This is a genomic window from Marinomonas sp. THO17 (assembly GCF_040436405.1).
Classification (GTDB): domain Bacteria; phylum Pseudomonadota; class Gammaproteobacteria; order Pseudomonadales; family Marinomonadaceae; genus Marinomonas.
Genome location: NZ_AP031575.1, coordinates 1,445,251 through 1,462,971 on the forward strand (window position 1 = coordinate 1,445,251; position 17,721 = coordinate 1,462,971).

General features: G+C 42.2%; 14 protein-coding genes. 9 read left to right on the forward strand and 5 right to left on the reverse strand.

Annotated features, from left to right (window positions below):
- Nucleotides 1-56: 56 nt before the first annotated feature.
- Entirely contained in the window at nucleotides 57-1,676 is a 1,620-nt protein-coding gene (locus ABXS85_RS06840) for a methyl-accepting chemotaxis protein (protein WP_353669290.1), read from the reverse strand.
- 1,013 nt (nucleotides 1,677-2,689) lie between these two features.
- Here ABXS85_RS06840 and ABXS85_RS06845 point away from each other — a divergent pair.
- Nucleotides 2,690-3,103, forward strand: a complete 414-nt coding sequence (locus ABXS85_RS06845) for a helix-turn-helix domain-containing protein (RefSeq protein ID WP_353669291.1) — start codon at nucleotides 2,690-2,692, stop codon at nucleotides 3,101-3,103.
- 21 nt (nucleotides 3,104-3,124) lie between these two features.
- Here the strand turns inward: ABXS85_RS06845 and ABXS85_RS06850 are convergent, their stop codons facing one another.
- Nucleotides 3,125-4,207 carry an amidohydrolase family protein gene (locus tag ABXS85_RS06850; RefSeq protein WP_353669292.1) on the reverse strand — a complete coding sequence of 361 codons (1,083 nt, stop codon included), beginning with the start codon at nucleotides 4,205-4,207 and terminating at the stop codon, nucleotides 3,125-3,127.
- A gap of 576 nt (nucleotides 4,208-4,783) precedes the next feature.
- Here ABXS85_RS06850 and ABXS85_RS06855 point away from each other — a divergent pair.
- The 5 genes from ABXS85_RS06855 (at nucleotide 4,784) to ABXS85_RS06875 (ending at nucleotide 10,113) form a co-directional block, all read left to right on the forward strand.
- On the forward strand, nucleotides 4,784-5,785 hold the full coding sequence (locus tag ABXS85_RS06855; RefSeq protein WP_353669293.1) for a helix-turn-helix domain-containing protein: 1,002 nt from the start codon (nucleotides 4,784-4,786) through the stop codon (nucleotides 5,783-5,785).
- A gap of 79 nt (nucleotides 5,786-5,864) precedes the next feature.
- A complete protein-coding gene (locus tag ABXS85_RS06860) occupies nucleotides 5,865-6,815 on the forward strand; it encodes a transporter (protein ID WP_353669294.1) in 951 nt (316 codons plus the stop codon).
- A 185-nt stretch (nucleotides 6,816-7,000) separates the two neighbouring features.
- Nucleotides 7,001-8,644, forward strand: coding sequence for an amidohydrolase (locus ABXS85_RS06865; protein ID WP_353669295.1), 1,644 nt, complete (start codon nucleotides 7,001-7,003; stop codon nucleotides 8,642-8,644).
- Nucleotides 8,644-9,708, forward strand: coding sequence for a GTP-binding protein (locus tag ABXS85_RS06870; protein WP_353669296.1), 1,065 nt, complete (start codon nucleotides 8,644-8,646; stop codon nucleotides 9,706-9,708). Before ABXS85_RS06865 ends, ABXS85_RS06870 begins: the two co-directional genes overlap by 1 nt.
- Nucleotides 9,709-9,834: 126 nt before the next feature.
- A complete protein-coding gene (locus ABXS85_RS06875; protein ID WP_353669297.1) occupies nucleotides 9,835-10,113 on the forward strand; it encodes an Lrp/AsnC ligand binding domain-containing protein in 279 nt (92 codons plus the stop codon).
- A 79-nt stretch (nucleotides 10,114-10,192) separates the two neighbouring features.
- On the opposite strand, the gene aguA is transcribed toward ABXS85_RS06875, so the two are convergent.
- Nucleotides 10,193-11,269 carry an agmatine deiminase gene (aguA, locus tag ABXS85_RS06880; RefSeq protein ID WP_353669298.1) on the reverse strand — a complete coding sequence of 359 codons (1,077 nt, stop codon included), beginning with the start codon at nucleotides 11,267-11,269 and terminating at the stop codon, nucleotides 10,193-10,195.
- Between the two features lies 1 nt (nucleotide 11,270).
- Nucleotides 11,271-12,158 carry an N-carbamoylputrescine amidase gene (aguB, locus tag ABXS85_RS06885; protein ID WP_353669299.1) on the reverse strand — a complete coding sequence of 296 codons (888 nt, stop codon included), beginning with the start codon at nucleotides 12,156-12,158 and terminating at the stop codon, nucleotides 11,271-11,273.
- Between the two features lie 218 nt (nucleotides 12,159-12,376).
- On the opposite strand from aguB, the gene ABXS85_RS06890 reads away from it, so the two are divergent.
- Nucleotides 12,377-13,864 carry an aldehyde dehydrogenase gene (locus tag ABXS85_RS06890; RefSeq protein ID WP_353669300.1) on the forward strand — a complete coding sequence of 496 codons (1,488 nt, stop codon included), beginning with the start codon at nucleotides 12,377-12,379 and terminating at the stop codon, nucleotides 13,862-13,864.
- A 68-nt stretch (nucleotides 13,865-13,932) separates the two neighbouring features.
- Nucleotides 13,933-15,216 carry an FAD-binding oxidoreductase gene (locus ABXS85_RS06895; RefSeq protein ID WP_353669301.1) on the forward strand — a complete coding sequence of 428 codons (1,284 nt, stop codon included), beginning with the start codon at nucleotides 13,933-13,935 and terminating at the stop codon, nucleotides 15,214-15,216.
- Between the two features lie 38 nt (nucleotides 15,217-15,254).
- On the opposite strand, the gene ABXS85_RS06900 is transcribed toward ABXS85_RS06895, so the two are convergent.
- Nucleotides 15,255-16,097, reverse strand: coding sequence for a helix-turn-helix transcriptional regulator (locus ABXS85_RS06900; protein WP_353669302.1), 843 nt, complete (start codon nucleotides 16,095-16,097; stop codon nucleotides 15,255-15,257).
- A gap of 246 nt (nucleotides 16,098-16,343) precedes the next feature.
- Here ABXS85_RS06900 and ABXS85_RS06905 point away from each other — a divergent pair, with 246 nt between their 5' ends.
- Complete coding sequence (locus ABXS85_RS06905; RefSeq protein WP_353669303.1) at nucleotides 16,344-17,678, forward strand: glutamine synthetase family protein; 1,335 nt, start codon at nucleotides 16,344-16,346, stop codon at nucleotides 17,676-17,678.
- The last annotated feature ends 43 nt before the right edge of the window (nucleotides 17,679-17,721 follow it).

Consider the following 17,721-nt stretch of genomic DNA (forward strand, 5'->3'; position numbering starts at 1 on the left):
AGATCAGCCTTTAAACTCTTTTTCTCATTAGAGCAAAGCCCAGAAATCGAATCGCCTTATACTTTAAACTTCACCACTAATTCGTTCAGATTAACAGCCAAACGCGTCAGTTCTGCCGTATTGGCATTGGTTTCATTGGCACCGTTCACCGTTTGTGAAGACAAATCACTGATGGTCGCAATATTATCATCAACTTCTCTTGTTGCAGTAGATTGTTGTTCTGCAGCGCTGGCAATAATATGATTACTATCACTAATCGCAGCAATGCGACTGGTAATTTGTTCTAATGCTGTCGCCGCTTCTGCAGCCACATGCTGTGCTTGATCCGTTTTCATGGTGGCATTTTGCATAGCCGTCACGGCAGCATTCGCTGACGATTGAACTTCACGCACCATGGTTTCAATTTCTTCGGTTGATTCTTGAGTTCGATGAGCAAGGCTGCGAACTTCATCAGCCACTACCGCAAAACCTCGCCCAGCCTCACCCGCTCGGGCCGCTTCAATTGCAGCATTAAGTGCCAATAAATTGGTTTGTTCCGCCACTGCACGAATCACATCTAAAATTTGCCCAATGGAAGTCACTTGCTCCGCCAATTGGTTTATCACGCCAGTGCTGGATTGCATTTCATGACTCATATCCACAATCACCTTAGTCGTTTCACTGACTTTTTGCTTGCCCTCTGAAGCCAATCGAGAAGACTCAATAGAATCTTGTGACGTTGTTTGAGCGGTTCTCGCCACCTCATCAATCGCGGAACTCATCTGATTGATGGCCGCTGCAGCTTGTTGAATTTCATTACTCTGTAATTGCAAACCTTGAGTAGAATTATCCGTTACAGAATTCAGCTCTTCAGCAGCAGATGCCAATTGGCTGGAGGATTTGCCAATATGAAGGATGGCTGAACGTAAGTTGGTTTGCATCAGCATCAAGGCTTTGCTCAGTCTGGTAACTTCATCATTACCCTCAAGTACGACTGATTGTGTCAAATCGCCTTCAGCAATCACTTCAGCAGAATGCATCGCCATTTGCAGTGGTCGATTAATACTTTTTGCTAATAATATTGCAATCGTCACAGCAAACAGAACCGCTAAAGCCACAATAATATTAATTAACACAAAACTCGCCTGAAATTCCTGTAGCCCTTCATCACTCGCTTGATCAGCAATACGACGATTTTCGGCAACGATGGCTTTAAGAGCTTTCACCATCTTATCTGCCGCTAAATTCATCTTAGGAATCAAGGTATCAAGACTGGTTGTATCACTCATCATTACCAACTCAGACACTTGTCGTTGTAGCACAAAATAGTCTTTTTCTAGATCAAGAAAGTCCTCAAATAACTTACGTTCACTCTCTACTTGAATATGTGCTTTATACTCTTGCTGATATTGCTCAACTTCTTGTTTAATCTGCCGTAAAGTTGCAAAAGTGTTATTCTTACTCTGTTCATCATTGTCATTTAAGAGGCGTAATGTAAAAATTCTCACCCGCATTAAATTGCTGTTCATATCACCTAGACTGGAAATCGCCGACAGAATGTCCCCTTCAATCACTTCCGTTTTGGCGCGTATGTCTTTCATGGTGGCTATAGCCACCCCACCCAATATGATCAGTAACAACAATATCACTGAAAAAGCAGCAAACAATCGTGACCCTATATTCATTTTTCTCAGCATTTCATTTTCCTTCTTGCAGATTAAAAATGATTCCAAAGCGACAAATAAATTCACCGGCAAGCCCTAATTGAAGGCCAACCGGCGCACGTAAAAAGTCTAACCAGAAGTATTTCTGACCAAAGACACCAAATCATCTTATGACAATGATTTGCTTCTTAACTTAGGAATTCAGAGGTTCTCGCCTTTATCCAATGCTCAAGATCGCCAAAAGATAAAGGCGGAGAATAGAAAAAGCCTTGAACGACGCAATAACCCAGAGCCACTCACTCGGCCAATTGCTTATGAGTTTTAACCCTTTCAGTAAATGGCGTGACATCTAATGTTTGCGCTAGGCTTATTATTATTTGAATAAGATTGATCGATATTTCATTCGGGAGCTTCTGAACAAAGTATCGATCTAATTTAAAGTTGATAAACCAGATTTAACTTATTTTTGATCAAATCTTGCTGTAGCAAGTGAGTCATAGTAGGACGTCTAAAAAAACCTTGTCGACTTCTATAAAGTTGTCATTCTGAATTGAAACTAAAATGTTCCTTTTCGGCAATCTGTATCCATTCTGTACTCAATTTTACCGAAAGACTCAGCATGACATTCAACTCCAACAAAAACGAAATGGCTTTCTTACATATGCTTTTCAATTACATTTAAAAAAAGTATCTTGTTTCTCTGAAGACCAAAAGCAATTGATAAAAAATTTTATAATCCTGTTATAACAACGAGTTAGAAGAATATTTTAAACAAAAGAGTTGCATGAAATGAGCGAAAAATTTGCATCTAGTAAGAAGAATAAAGCACCATCTTGATCTAACTCACGCCAATCATGCTTAATGCTCCAAAAACCTGTTTCCATAAGCCATTCCCTGCTTTACGAATTGAAAACGTTGATATTGCAATACCCTTATTTGTCATACAGACAAAACCGCAGGCAAATATTGCCAAAAAGGCAACCAGAGTCAAATAAATTGCCTCACAGGTTTTGTCGTTTCTGTCAGTCCAAAAGGATAATCTCGTCATGAAGATTGGACAGGTTATCAAAGTCTTACGCTTACAACGTAAAATGACTCAGGAACAAATCGCACTGGAAGCAGATATGGCCACCAGCAATGTGTCACGTATAGAAAAAGGTTTGCGCCAACCATCACAAAAAGTGCTTTGGAAACTGGCAAAAGCACTCAATACCAAACCCTCGATTATCTACGCTGCCAGCGAACAAGCTCCAGGTGATATCGTAAACTTCCTACTCAATGCACAAAATACTCCAAGCGAAAAAAGCCCTTTTCCCAAACCTAATGAAAAAAAGTGTGGCGACATTATTATCAGTAAAGACGCCCAGCTCATTTTAAAACTTTACAGTGAACTCACACCTAACAATAAATCACTCTTATTGGAACAATTAAAAACCCTTCATAAATGGCAAGACAAGTAGGTCTCATGATTGTTAAGGAAGCTACTGAAGGCATACCAAAGGCGCTACATACTCTAATTTCAGTAGATCAAAATAATTCTGTCCCAACGCAATGTTGCGAAATGCCTCATCGTTCAAATATTGGTGAATACGTCCCGTTACCTCTAATTCTTGTTGGTAAACCTCGAAGCGATTATTACGAAATGCAACGAAATCTGACCCAGGTAAAATACGATCAGAAAAACGATTTAAAAAGGCCACATACTGCGCCCTATTGCCTTTTTTACTAAAGTAATGATCTTCTAGAACTCGCCAAGAAATATCCAAGTACAGATTTGGGAAGGTCTTCAACAGGTTTGATAAAATGGCAATATGCTGCTCAGCTGAAACATTAAGTTGTTCATAGGAAATTCCCATGTGCGCCCAGATAATTTTATTATCAGGGTACAAGGTTAATGCCTGTTCCATAAGCGGCAAGTAAAGTGTGGCATTCGTTTTCACCCCCAAATCAGCATGTATGGTAAGCGGCATATCGCGCTGCGCCAATTCCGACATAAAACCCGCCCATAGAGTGATATCTTCAGGTGTCGCTGCAACATGATGGTTATTGAACTGCGCCTGTTTCACCAAATTCACTTCCCCCATCCAGCGAAATAACCCAGGATACTCCCGGTCATAGAGACGCATAATGTCTAAAGTTGATTCAGGATTAGAGAGATCAGTAAAGGTCATGGAAAGCGTGAGGTGCAAATCTCTAGGTGTGTACTCTATGAGATTAGCCGCATTCACCATATCATTACGAGTGGTCGGTAATACAGGTGTACCTGGACATTTCAAATAATTTTGACAACTAGATAAAGCGGGAAGCATTTGTCCAATTCCGTACACATTAGCAAAACGAACGCTGGTTTTGCGCAAATAATCATTGACCTGCTGAAAGGGAATTGCACGACCATCAAAAGGACGATAATGCAGATGAGTATCCACAATGGCTGTATAAGGTTCTTCGTTTCTGTCGTAACAATCCGATCCTGATTGAAAAGAATCTAATGATCGAAATTCTGCGTGAGAGTGATAAGCAACCGCCAGCAATACTAAGGTTAAAATCCCCTTTAAGTGTCTCATTATTACCTTCATCTTGTGACGCTTTTCTTGTCTCAGTCTACACACATTTTTAGCACAGCCAACTCAATGGTCTGATAAAACTTGGGGGCCAAAGATGATTATCAAACATAATCCATACCTTATAATCCATTGCTACTGTTTTATATGATGCGGTTCTCACTAGGGAAGGTGCGAACAAGTCCACTGACTACAACAACCTACTCCTGCGTTGCTCTAACCCCCTACATCCATGTAGGGGTCAGCGTGTGGATAACTCTCTTTGCCATAGCAGAGCAAAGGATTAAAAACAAAACGACCATGCCGCCTGTCACCTTTCTTTGGCCACTTGAGTTACTTGCAGAAAAATAATGATTTTTTTGTTAGCAAGTCGTCATATTTGGATTACTTTTTGCATCACCAGAGTATGAATTAAGCTAGATCTTACCTTACTAACAGGTAAGTTTTAACAGCAAAAACTTATAACACTATTCAATTGAAATAAAAAGTATCCTTTTTTGGCAATTTAGCGTCAATTTTGTTACAAATTCGTAATGAGAGCCAAAATAATTACAAGAATTCAGTGATCAGGAGTGCACCTTGATAGAACATCACCATACCTTAAGCACCAATGAATTAGCTTTTAAAAGTATTCAAACAGAAGGTGTTCATGAGCATGAATTTGCTCTACCTAATAACTGGCATGCTCATTACGATCAAATTTCCTCCGGAGAATTTAAAGGGCGCATTGATCAGCTATCCATCATGGGCATTGACCTGATCAGAGAGACTACTAACCAATCCATCATAAAACGCGGCATGTTAAATGAAGATAGCCTGACCTTTAGCATGCCAACCAATCAAGCTGAAGAGACGTTTTATTGTGACGGCCGTAAATTTTCTTCCGATAATTTCTTGTTTTCACCAGCAGATGATTTACCAGAAATTCAGACCTCTACAAACTTCAGTGTGTTGTGTGTCAGTGTTAATAAAGCAAAAATCTTTGAGTATCTAAACAACCAAAACTTAGACCCACAATTTTTAGAAAAATCACAGATTTACCCCATTGACAACTATGCTGCTCAAGCTGAAAAAAATAACATGACTGGCTTATTAAACAGCTTGCTTGACCCACAAAAAACCTCTCCATTTCTTCACTATAGCGGCATTCAATCGAGTATTCATGACACGATTCTTCAATCTGTAATCGACCTTTCAGATCATCAACATGAAGTGCATCTTACTCCAATGGCCCAAAAGAAATTAGTCGATAGAGCACGAGAGTATGTTTTAAGCTGTACTGAAGCCGCTCCCAGCATTCTTGAGCTGTGCAGTATACTTGGAACCAGCCGTCGTAAACTGCAATATTGCTTTCAGCAAACCCTAGGCATTAACCCTATCGCTTACTTACGTTTAATCCGCCTTAACGCCGCTCATAGAGAGCTTTGCCAAGCGGATGGACAGACATCAGTGCAGGACATTGCATCAAAATGGGGCTTTATGCACCTCAGTCGTTTTGCCGCTGAATATCGCACCCTATTTGATGAGCTTCCCTCTCAAACGTTAAAAAACGCACATATGAATTGTGCCAAAATCGGATAACCCACAATTGTTTCAGTTGTTAATGTGAAATAAGTAATAAAAAAGCAAAAAAACTATTTCGCAAATATAGGAACAACTGATGAAACCACTAAATAAAATTATCTCTTGTGCGTTAGCCACAGCTATCACGGCGGGATTCAGCCTGTCAGCAAATGCATCTGAAAATGGCATTACCATTACCCCAATGGGGACATATGATTTTGGTTCCGGTTTTTTACCACCAGAATCTGATATTGGCCTTTTTGGTCTTCGTTATGCTTATTACACGACTGATACTCAAAAAGATGGCAATGGTGATAAATTCTCTGGACGAGATTTTTCCCTAGATGTTCAAGCAATTTCTATACTTTATATGAAAATGACAGACACTGAATTATTTGGTGGCAAGTATGGTTTCTCTGTCATTATGCCCATGTTGAATTTAGACGGTGATATCACGATTTTCAATGGCAACACGCCAGTATTTCAAAACGAGGGGGAGGTCTTCCGTCAAGGCGATATGTTCATTACTCCTTTGATTCTGGGATGGACACCCTCACCTAATCTGGCAATGAATGCCCAATTCAGTATTCAAGCCCCTACCGGCGATTATGACCAAAACAAGTTTGTTAATTCTGGTGTCAATCATTGGACAATTGCCCCTTCCTTTGGTTTCACCTACATAAATCAAACGGGCTTAGAAGTGTCTTCCTTCATTGAACTTAATGTTAACACCAAAAACGAAGACACAGATTACAAAAGCGGCAGCAGTCTTCGTTACGACTTTGGCATAGGACAGCACGTTGGCGCTTGGACTCTTGGTGTAGGCGGTTATTACTTCAACCAATTTACCGACGACAAAACCTATAGTGGTTATACTGGCAATGCCATTACAGATGGCAACAAGGGCGAAGTAGCGGCAGTAGGACCGGCTGCCAGCTTTATGAAACCTGGGCTACCAACTGTTTCTTTCCATGCTTATAAAGAATTTAATGCTAAAAATCGAGCAGAAGGTTATAACTTAGCGGTTCGTCTTGGCGCTGTTTTCTAATCTTTATATCCATACCCCCATTATTGTGTAAGCGTCCAAGCGCTTTTGAGCCTCCCTTCTCATTAGCGCTTCTTTCACTTTAGCTTTGATCACTCATAGAAAAATCTACATTTTGCCAATTTTGGCTAACCACTTTTTTTTTCAAGACTTAGCCTAAGAGCATAAGACATTACGAGGTTACATCAATGACAACTACCCTTTTTACTAATGCCAAAATTTATACGGTCAATAAGCAACAGCCTTGGGCCGAGGCCATGGCAATTAAAGACAATAAAATCCTTGCGGTTGGTTCAGCAAATGAGCTGGAAAGTCTTTATGCTAAAGATGCAAATAAAATTGATCTTCAAGGCAAAATGGTTATGCCAGGGTTAGCTGATATCCATAACCATTTTGTCTTTGGCGGAAGAGGTGAATTATTTGAAGCGAACTTTCCACCCTTCTTAGGATTAGATGAGATTATTGGTGTTGTGGCGCAAGCTGCAGCGAACACTCCTGAAGGTGAATGGATTGTCGGTGGTATCTTTGGCAGTCATTTACTAGATCAAATCAACCTTGAATATCGTTTGAAACTGGATGAAGCCTCACAAGGTCGTCCAGTGATGCTTAGAGATGAATCACACCATAACCGCTGGACCAATAAAGTCGGTCTTGAAATTTGCGGTATCGACGATAATACACCGTCACCCGAAAACGGCACCATAGCTAGAGATGCAAACACAGGTGAAGCAACAGGACTGTTATTAGAATCTGCTTCAGCCTTAGTTGAAGACCTTGTAATAGAAACCATCAAAGCTCAGAGCGAGCAAAATGTTCAAGCGACTGCCCATGCCTTCAAAAGACTGAATGCCCTTGGTATTACTTGTATTCAAGAACCCTTAGCCAATCGTACCGTTATGGACAGCATCAAGGATACAGTAGATCAAAACAAACTATCCGCTTGGGTAGTAGCTTCCATACCAGTTTTACAAGGGCCATTCGCCAGTGACGAATGGGGTAAATCCCTATTCAATTTGCGCGATGAATATCGTAGCGAATACTTCCGTCCTGATTTTGGTAAACTCTTTATGGATGGTGTGCCTACAACACACACTGCCGCCATGCTTGATCCGTACCTACCGACCGATAAATTTGGCTGTTGTTTCCGTGGCGATAACTTTATGACTGTACCACAACTGGCACGAGTCATTTCCGATTGCGAGAGTGAAGGCATCAGTCTGAAAATTCACTGCACGGGTGATAATGCTGTACGTGCCACCTTAGATGCTATTGAAGTGGTACGTAATTTTAATGGCGGCGAATGGCAACATCAGATCGCACATGCGGGTTATGTCAGTCATGACGATATTCCACGTTTTGCAGAATTAAATGTGGTCGCTGACTTGTCACCCATGATCTGGTTCCCGGGAATGATTGTTGAACAATTAAAAACCATCTTACCGGAAGAACGAGTCACTCACTCTTTCCCGAACAAGCTCATGTTAGAAAAAGGGGTACTTATCGCGGCAGGGTCCGACTGGCCTGTACTACCAGACCCAAGTCCTTGGATTGGAATGGAAGGTATCATTACTCGTAAAGACCCAAGTGGTCAGGTACCCGGGGAAATGTGGCCAGAGCAAGGACTGTCTCTTGAGGAAGCTTTATACGCCTATACCTTGGGGCCAGTTAAAGCCATGGGATTGGAAAAAGAAACTGGCTCCTTGGAACCAGGTAAATCCGCTGACTTTGTGGTTCTAAAAGACAATCTGTTTGATATTTCCATGGATCAAGTCTCTGACACTCAAGTATTGTCGACCTATTTTGCAGGTAAATTGGTACACGAGGTTAGTTAATGAATGACATAACACCTTCAAACGGTTTCCCTGTGACCCTGCTCACAGGGTTCCTTGGTAGCGGTAAAACCACGATTTTAAACAAGCTACTTAACCAAGAGGATATGGCCAATACACTGGTGATTATCAACGAATTTGGTGAAGTTGGACTGGACCATTTATTGGTGGAAGAAAGTCAGGAAAACCTGAGACTCCTACAAAGTGGTTGTATTTGTTGTACGGTTCGTGGTGATCTGGTGGACACTCTGATGGAGCTTTATGAAAAGCAAGAAAAAGGCGACATCGCGCCTTTTTCTCGTGTCATGATTGAAACCACAGGGCTTGCCGACCCTATGCCAATTGTCCAAACTTTTCAAATAGACAGCGGCGTTACGGGGCATTTTCATCTACAACAAGTCATTACACTGGTAGATGCCGTCAATGGCCTTACCACCTTGAAGAAGCACACCGAAGCAGTAAAACAGATTTCCATCGCGCAAAAGCTGTTTATTACTAAGTCTGATCTGGTGGAAGAAAGCATCACTCAAAAGTTAGAAAAAGAACTGAAATTGGTTAATCCAGCCGCCAGTTGTGAATTGATTTTTAATGGTGAAATCGCAGCGCAACGTATCCTTGAGATACCTGAAAAAGGGCCAAATCAATGGCAAGTTGAAGCGGCCAGCATTGATGCCTATATCCCTTTAGCAAAACAGACTTTTTCGCTTTCCAATGCTGTGATGCACCCCTTATCTCATCATGCGGGAAAAATCCGCTCTTATTGCTTAATTTTTGATCACCCGCTACCAGAAGCCGAACTTGTCTATTGGTTAGAATTGATGAGTACCATGAGAGCAGAAAATATTTTGCGTATCAAAGGTATCATTGAGTTTCAGGAAAAACCAGGTCAACCTGTCATTATTCATGGTGTTCAGCAAGTCACTCATCCTTTTGTGATCATGCCAGAATGGCCTTCTGACGATCATAGATCGCGTATTGTGATCATTGCTGAGAATCTAAGTGAGGCAGAAATTGTTCGTACTTTTGAGCACTATGTGGGCGTTAGTGTTCCGAAATTAGCGTCTTAACACTATCTTTCATGATACAGTTCAAGAAATGAAAAAACCTCTTCATAACAATATGAAGAAGTTTTTTCATAAGCGCCCCAACAAACGGTTAAAATCTGCCTTTATTTCCTTAAGGAGGAGACCCCTATGGTTACTTGTATCATGTTGATTAACGCCCCGCTAAGAGAGGTCAATCGGGTTGCAAATGAAATAATGGCGTACCCAGAAGTAATGGATGTCTATTCCGTCACGGGGCAATGGGACTTAGTCGCGGTTTTAAAAGCCAGCTCTAATGACGAAATCGCCAATTTAATCACCGAAAAGCTTGCAGTTATTGCTGGCATTGAAAAAACCGACACCATGTGGGCTTTCAAAAGCTATTCCAGTCAAGACATTGATTCCATGTTCGACATGGGGAATGGTTAACACCCTCAGCAAAGCGATCAATAAAAAGTCTCTAAGAATGGCCTTAGAGACTTTTTATTCTTCTATCAGGGTCTTGATTCTAAGCAGGGATTTGTTGGGTAATACAGTGAAGGTTACCACCACCTAGCACCACTTCTCTTCCCGGGATTCCAATGAGTTTATGATCAGGAAAAGCTTGAGCAAAAACCTTTTCCGCCTTTGCATCTTGTTGTGTGTCTAGAAGCGGATAAAAAATGGCCTGATTACAAATTAAGAAGTTAGCGTAAGACGCCCCCAATCTTTCACCCGCCTCTCGCACCATGCGGTCGGGTTGTACCAAGCCCCTTGCTTCCATTTCAGACATATACAAAGGGCCAGGCATAGGCAAGATATAGACTTTGATTTTACGCCCTTGCGCATCCCTTGCATTTTGCAAAATGTCTAGCGCAATCATGCTGATGTCATATTGCGGATCGTCAGCATCCTCGCAGACAGTCAACATGACTTCTCCAGGACGAACAAGATGTAACAGATTATCTATATGCCCATTGGTTTCATCATTGTATAGCCCTTTCGGCAACCAGATGACTTTCTCAACCCCCAGATATTCTCGAAGATTTTCTTCCACTTGCGCCTTTGACAAATGCGGATTTCGGCTAGGATGCAATAAGCACTCTTCAGTGGTATAAAGCGTCCCTTCTCCATCACAATGAATCGAACCGCCCTCAAGAATAAAAGGCGCATCATATTGCTGAACTTGCTCTCGTTTAGCCACTTCTGAGGCAACTAATTGATCATCTTGCCAATCATGATACAAGCCATCCAATTCACCGCCCCAAGCATTAAACTGCCAATTAATAGCACGCATTTCCCCAGCTTGATTAATCACCATTGTCGGGCCAATGTCACGCATCCAAGCATCGTTATAGGCAATAGCATGTACCTCAACATCTTGTGGTAAAAGCTCTGTTACTTGCTTAACAAGCTCTGGCAGCACTGCGACTTTGACTTGCACCTGTGTCTGCAGCTGTTTGATAAAGTGTGTAAATACTTGCTGAGCCGGTACAGCCTGCTCCCGCCAATTATCTAACCGGGTCGGCCAAGCTAACCAAACAGATTGCTGTGGACTGTGCTCTCCTGGCATCCAAAAACCATCCTGCTTTGGTGTGGTTATCATATCACGCGCCCTTTTTCGATTGCCCATCCAAGGTATTTAATACTTCATAATGTTCAGGGCGACGGTCTCGAAACAGTCCCCATGCTTTGCGTTGTTGTTGAATAATATTCAGATCAAAAGTATGCAGTAAAACACATTCACTGTCTCGATTGGCCTGCGCCACCAGCTCACCGCTTGCATCGCAAATAAAGGATGAACCAAAGAAGGTCAAAGACAAGTCTCTGTACTGAGCCTTTTCAACACCAACTCGATTGGAAGCAATCACAGGTGTTTGGTTTGCTGCGGCATGACCACACATGACATTCGTCCAATGGGGCTGGCTGTCCATGTCAGGCTGACTTGGCTCAGAGCCAATTGCCGTGGGGAAAAACAATAAGTCGGCTCCCATTAGCGCCATAGAACGAGCCGTTTCAGGGAACCACTGATCCCAACAAATACCAACACCAATACGTCCAAACTGCGTATCCCAGACTTTAAAACCGGTATCTCCTGGGCTGAAATAATATTTTTCTAAGTAACCATCACTGTCAGGAATGTGGGTTTTACGATAAATACCTAACAGTTCGCCTCCGGCATCAATCATGGCTAAGGAATTAAAACGTGCCTGACCGGCCTTTTCAAACCAACTAAAAGGCAACACCACATTGAGTTCTTTGGCCAATTGCTGAAATTGCTTGAAAGCGGCATTCTCTTCAAGAGTGGTCGCCAAATCATGGTAACCTTCGTGAATTTCTATACAAAAATAAGGCGTTTCAAACAGCTCTTGAATCAAAATAATCTGAGCACCTTGCTCTGCTGCTTGACGAATAAGATTTTCTGCACGCGCTAAATTCTCTTCTTTATCCCACGAACATTGCATTTGCGTCGCTGCTACTGTGACCTTAGACATAACCCATTCTCCAATCATTTATCCAATCCAATGAAGGAGTAGTCCCCCTATCAAAGACATTGAATTAGGCCATTATGTAATTATGATTAAGCATTTTAGTACCAAGATTAAAAATCGATATACCACCTTGGGGATATGGTCAGCAGTCTGGTCACTCAGTTAGTTTTACAGCATCTTCGTTATACTGCGTTTTCGCATTAGCCTAATAGGAAGCAAACATGAAAAGCTATCAAGAATGGCAAGCATTAAAAAACACTTTGACCTTGCCAAATCAGGCTTACATTAACGGTCAATTTTGTCCTGCCATAAGTGGAGCAACCTTCGATTGCATTAATCCTGCCGATGAATCTTTATTAGCTCAGGTTGCCAGTTGTGATCAAGCCGATGTAGATACGGCAGTTAAACAGGCTAAAACGACTTTTGCTTCTGGTATTTGGTCAACGATGGCACCAGGCAAGCGCAAACAAATTTTACAAAAGTGGGCCGATTTAATCGCACAACACTCAGATGAACTGGCTTTGATTGATACTTTAGATATGGGCAAATCCATTTCTGAAATGGTCTCAATTGACGTGCCGGATTCAATCGATTGCTTACGTTGGTCAGCAGAATGTATTGATAAACTGTACGGTGAAATTGCGCCAACTAACTCCGACAATCTTGCCTTAATTAGTCGAGAACCCCTTGGGGTGGTGGCCATCATCACCCCTTGGAACTATCCACTAATGATGGTGATGTGGAAGATAGCGCCTGCATTAGCAGCGGGCAACAGCGTGATTCTTAAACCTTCAGAAAAATCCCCATTGAGTGCCCTTCGTATTGCTGAGTTAGCAACGCAAGCTGGGCTACCTGATGGTGTGTTTAATGTTCTCCCAGGCTTTGGACATACCACAGGTAAAGCCCTTGCGTTGCACCATGATGTCGGCACATTAGCCTTTACCGGATCAAGTCGAGTCGCCGGTTTGCTGATGCAATACGCAGGTCAATCCAACATGAAACGCGTTTGGTTGGAAGCGGGCGGCAAGTCTCCTTGCCTTGTATTTGCCGATTGTAAAGACATAAAAGCCGCCGCCGAAGGAGCAGCAAGAGCCATTTTTACTAACCAAGGTGAAGTCTGTATCGCTTGTTCACGCTTATATGTCGAAAGCAGTATCCAGCAAGAATTTTTAGCCGCCTTGTTAGCAGCCAGCAAACAATTCGTGCCAGGTGACCCTTTAGATCCAGCAACCACCATGGGACCATTAGTAGACAAAGCCCAATTAGATAGAGTAAGCAACTTTATTGAATCGGCTTTACAGCAGGGTGCCAAACTGGAAATGGGTGGTTTACCCGAATATCACCAAGGCCAAGGTTTTTATGTTCAACCTACTATTTTCTCTAATGCGAATCACCAAATGACCTTTGTGCAGGAAGAAATATTCGGCCCTGTATTAGCCATGATGACATTCGACAGCGAAGAAGAGGCAATTAACCTAGCAAACGATTCCAAATACGGCTTAGGTGCGGCTTTATGGACGCAAGATCTTTCACGCGCTCACCGAGTGAGCCGTAAACTGGAAGCCGGCATGGTGTGGGTCAATACTTGGGGAGATGGCGATACAACCGTGCCTTTTGGTGGTGTGAAAGCGTCTGGTAATGGTCGCGACAAATCTTGGCACGCCTTGGAAAAATACACAGAACTTAAAAATACCTGGATTCGTCTTTAAGCCGAGACTCTGTTTATCAAGTTATAAATTTTTTGAAACCAATGGGTTTCTCATTTAGGAGTGCACTTATGTCATCCCCTACTCATGCCAATTCCTATTACGCAGCATCGGCAAACGATAAAGCCTTACGCCCGCAACTCACAGGCGAAAAACGTTGTGATGTGTGCGTCATAGGTGCCGGTTTCACCGGTATTTCTACAGCATTAAGTCTGGCTGAAAAAGGCAAACATGTGATCGTTCTAGAAGCCAATCGAATTGGTTTTGGCGCTTCTGGACGCAATGGTGGTCAAATCGTTAACAGCTTTAATCGAGACATTGATTACATCACCAAACATTATGGTGACGAGATTGGCAAAAAAATGGCCAAAATGGCCTTTGCTGGCGCAGAGTTAATTCGCCACCGAATTGAAAAGTATCAAATTGACTGCGATTTAAAACATGGCAACATCTTTGCTGCCTGCAATGAAAAGCAATTTGGCGAATTAAAAGCTAAAAAAGCCTTATGGGAGGCTCATGGTCACAACGAATTAGAGCTACTAACACAAGACAGCATTCAACAGCATATTGGTTCAGATCGTTACTTTGGTGGCTTATTAGATCGAAAAGGAGGCCATATCCAACCTTTGAATTTGGTCTTGGGTCAAGCAAACGCCTTTGAACAATTAGGCGGAGAAATCTATGAAGATTCTCAAGTGATGCGATTAGAAGAAGGTAAACCAGGTAAAGTAGTTACCACACAAGGTCAGGTAATTGCCGACAAGATTGTAGTGGCAGGTAATGCATATGTATTTGGTTTGCTGCCGGAAGTTGAGAAAAAAGCCATGCCTTGTGGCACTCAAGTCATCACCACAGAACCTTTACCAAAAGCACTACAAGAACGTCTACTACCAAGTGATAAATGTGTTGAGGATTGCAACTACCTATTGGATTATTATCGCCTTTCTGGTGATGGTCGTCTTATTTACGGTGGTGGTACCACCTATGGTGCCAGAGATCCGGGTAAGATTGAGTCCATCATTGGCCCTAAAATGCTGAAAACCTTTCCATATCTCAAAGACATCAAAATTGATTACGCGTGGACAGGAAACTTCTTACTGACCATGATGCGTATGCCACAAGTTGGCAAGATAGGTGATCATCTTTACTACGCTCAAGGCTACTCTGGACACGGCGTCACCAACTCTCATTTAATGGGAGAAATTTTGAGCGACGCCATTGATGGCGAAACAGAGAGATTTGATGTGTTTGCCAGCATGCCGCAATACCCCTTCCCCGGAGGGCGTATGTTAAGGGTTCCTTATACTGCTATTGGCGCTGCGTATTACAATTTGCGTGACAAACTCGGCATCTAAACCATCAAGAACGAACCTTTCTTCACGAGCAAAACAAACTATAAAGAGGTTTGCTCGTGACTTTCTTTTTGGCCACGGTCTAAAGCATCCAAATGATTCAAAAATAATGTAAAAATTTCTGATTGCGTTGAGGTATCCAAACGAGCATGAATATTCTTTCTGTGTACTTTCACAGTACCTGCGCTGATCCCCAATTGCTCTGCGATGGATTTTGAAGAATGTCCTTTTAATAATAAGCCTAAGATTTCTTGCTCACGGTCCGTCAAAACCCCTTGACCAAAGGTTTTGAGAGCCAATTTTAAAGGCCCTGAACTGGGCGCGCGATTGGTAAATTCATGGGATTGTGCGAGCCAAAATTGCGTAATCAAAGCCTCCAACATGGGAAAAACTCGCTTCAAATTATTGAACTCTGTACGTCGAATCGAGCCTACTGCACGTTTTCTGCCTAAGGATACAGCGCAAGTCGTTGTTTTATCCAAATCGATCAACAGATTAATTTCATCCACCAGATCAAAGTCTCGATAACAGGTTTGATAGTATTCTGTTTGTTCAAAAGAATCAGGCGCCATATCCACCAAACGGTAAGTGCCCGGTGCAATACCATTACTAATGGAGTTAAAAAGAGGATCGAGCAAATAAGCTTGGTTCAAATACAATTGCAGCGTTGTACTCTTCTCTGCAGGATCACTGGGATACAGCAAAATAGGCTTAAAACTTTTCTTATAAGTAACAATAACAATAGTGTCAAAATAGCAAAGCTTGCCAAGAAAAAGTTCTAATGAACTTAAAAAACTTGGCACACGAATCAGGCTAGTCAAAGTAGACAAGTCTTTCATCAGCTCTGGAAATTCTAATTGACCTTGTAACGCGTTTTTTAACATAGTCTGGTGGCCTCATGGGTTACTGCTGCCAAGCGCAATCTTTGTATAAGTGCTTTTATCTTGTCTGAACTCACTATTTAATGAATATACCCATTCGGGGATAGTTACTCCCACTACTTTATCAGAGTAAGGTAGTAAAAGTTGAGAGAACTTGGTCTTTGCAGCTGAACTGAAAAGTAATGTTCGACTACTTTATGTCTGTTTAAGACTCTCTCAAGACACTACTTTTTCCATAAGAGAATTTTTATGTCGGATATGTATGAAGGAAATCACGAGTTTGATCTGTTTATCAGCGACTTAAATGGTAATTTGCGTGGTAAGCGCATTCCAGCCAGTGGTTTAAAAAACGTCATGTCACAAGGAGTAAAACTCCCTCAGTCTGTGATTGGTTTCGATCACTGGGGAGATGACGTACTGGACAATGGCTTGGTTTTTGAAACCGGGGACAGTGACGGTATCTGTTTACCCGTTCACAATAAGCCCATTCCAGTCCCTTGGGCAGAATCCGAACGTGATCAAGTGCTGGCAATGATGCACAACCCAGATGGTTCTCCTTTTTATCCAGATCCTCGACAATTATTAACTCGCATTGTGGCCCGATTTAAAGCACTCGGTTATACCCCTGTTGTCGCCACTGAGTTGGAATTCTATTTACTGGATGGTAAATCTGAAGCACAACGCCGTCCTTCTCCCCCTATCATTACCGAGGGCAATGGTGTTCGCCTGAGTAAAACCGACTGCTATTCCATTGAAGAAATGGATGGCTTAGAAAGTTTTTTCGCGCAGGTTCGCGAGGCTTGTAAGATACAAGGAATTCCCGCCGATACGATTATTTCTGAGTTGGGACCAGGCCAGTTTGAAATCAATATGAAACACACCAATGATGCGGTGCTAGCAGCAGATCATGCTATTTTATTTAAACGTCTAATAAAAGGTGTGGCTCGTCAACACGACTTCGGTGCCTCATTTATGGCTAAGCCTTACGCGGACAAAAGCGGGAATGGCTTCCATGTACACTTCAGCTTATTAGATAGCGATGGCAATAATGTGTTTAATGATGAAACAGATGAGGGTTCAGCGTTACTAAAACAAGCCGTTGCCGGACTGCTCAATCATATGGCTGATTCCATGTTGGTATTTGCCCCTCACTTGAACTCCTATCGACGTTTTCAAAATGGCGCTCATGCTCCTACTTTCGCAAGCTGGGGCTATGAAAACCGTACCGTCGCAGTGCGCATACCAGAAAGTGAACATTTAGCAAGGCGCATCGAACATAGAGTTGCCGGAGCCGATGCGAATCCTTATTTAGTCTTGGCTGCCGTGTTAGGCGCAGCCTTACATGGCATTGAAAAGAAAATGTCCCCGCCAGCACCAATTGAAGGTGATGCCTATGCCATGTCAGAACGCTTTGAACATTTGCCAAATCGTTGGGAGCTGGCCACCGAAGTATTTCGTGAAAGCAGCTTTATGGAAAGTTATTTAGGAGAAGAGTTTGTACGCGTCTTTAGCGCGGCAAAAGTGCAGGAGCAAGAAAAAATATACGGTCGCATTTCCAATGTGGAATATGAAGCCTATTTATAAGATCTAACAACAAAAGTCCGTTAGAGACTGATTTTAAAACCTA

Excerpts from the sequence above, each read along its gene's own strand:
- ABXS85_RS06845 (WP_353669291.1), top strand. The coding sequence starts at position 2,690 with ATGAAGATTGGACAGGTTATCAAAGTCTTACGCTTACAACGTAAAATG.
- ABXS85_RS06890 (WP_353669300.1), top strand. The coding sequence starts at position 12,377 with ATGAAAAGCTATCAAGAATGGCAAGCATTAAAAAACACTTTGACCTTG.
- ABXS85_RS06905 (WP_353669303.1), top strand. The coding sequence starts at position 16,344 with ATGTCGGATATGTATGAAGGAAATCACGAGTTTGATCTGTTTATCAGC.
- aguA (WP_353669298.1), bottom strand. The coding sequence starts at position 11,269 with ATGATAACCACACCAAAGCAGGATGGTTTTTGGATGCCAGGAGAGCAC.
- ABXS85_RS06875 (WP_353669297.1), top strand. The coding sequence starts at position 9,835 with ATGGTTACTTGTATCATGTTGATTAACGCCCCGCTAAGAGAGGTCAAT.
- ABXS85_RS06850 (WP_353669292.1), bottom strand. The coding sequence starts at position 4,207 with ATGAGACACTTAAAGGGGATTTTAACCTTAGTATTGCTGGCGGTTGCT.
- ABXS85_RS06870 (WP_353669296.1), top strand. The coding sequence starts at position 8,644 with ATGAATGACATAACACCTTCAAACGGTTTCCCTGTGACCCTGCTCACA.
- ABXS85_RS06860 (WP_353669294.1), top strand. The coding sequence starts at position 5,865 with ATGAAACCACTAAATAAAATTATCTCTTGTGCGTTAGCCACAGCTATC.
- ABXS85_RS06900 (WP_353669302.1), bottom strand. The coding sequence starts at position 16,097 with ATGTTAAAAAACGCGTTACAAGGTCAATTAGAATTTCCAGAGCTGATG.
- ABXS85_RS06895 (WP_353669301.1), top strand. The coding sequence starts at position 13,933 with ATGTCATCCCCTACTCATGCCAATTCCTATTACGCAGCATCGGCAAAC.
- ABXS85_RS06840 (WP_353669290.1), bottom strand. The coding sequence starts at position 1,676 with ATGCTGAGAAAAATGAATATAGGGTCACGATTGTTTGCTGCTTTTTCA.
- ABXS85_RS06865 (WP_353669295.1), top strand. The coding sequence starts at position 7,001 with ATGACAACTACCCTTTTTACTAATGCCAAAATTTATACGGTCAATAAG.
- aguB (WP_353669299.1), bottom strand. The coding sequence starts at position 12,158 with ATGTCTAAGGTCACAGTAGCAGCGACGCAAATGCAATGTTCGTGGGAT.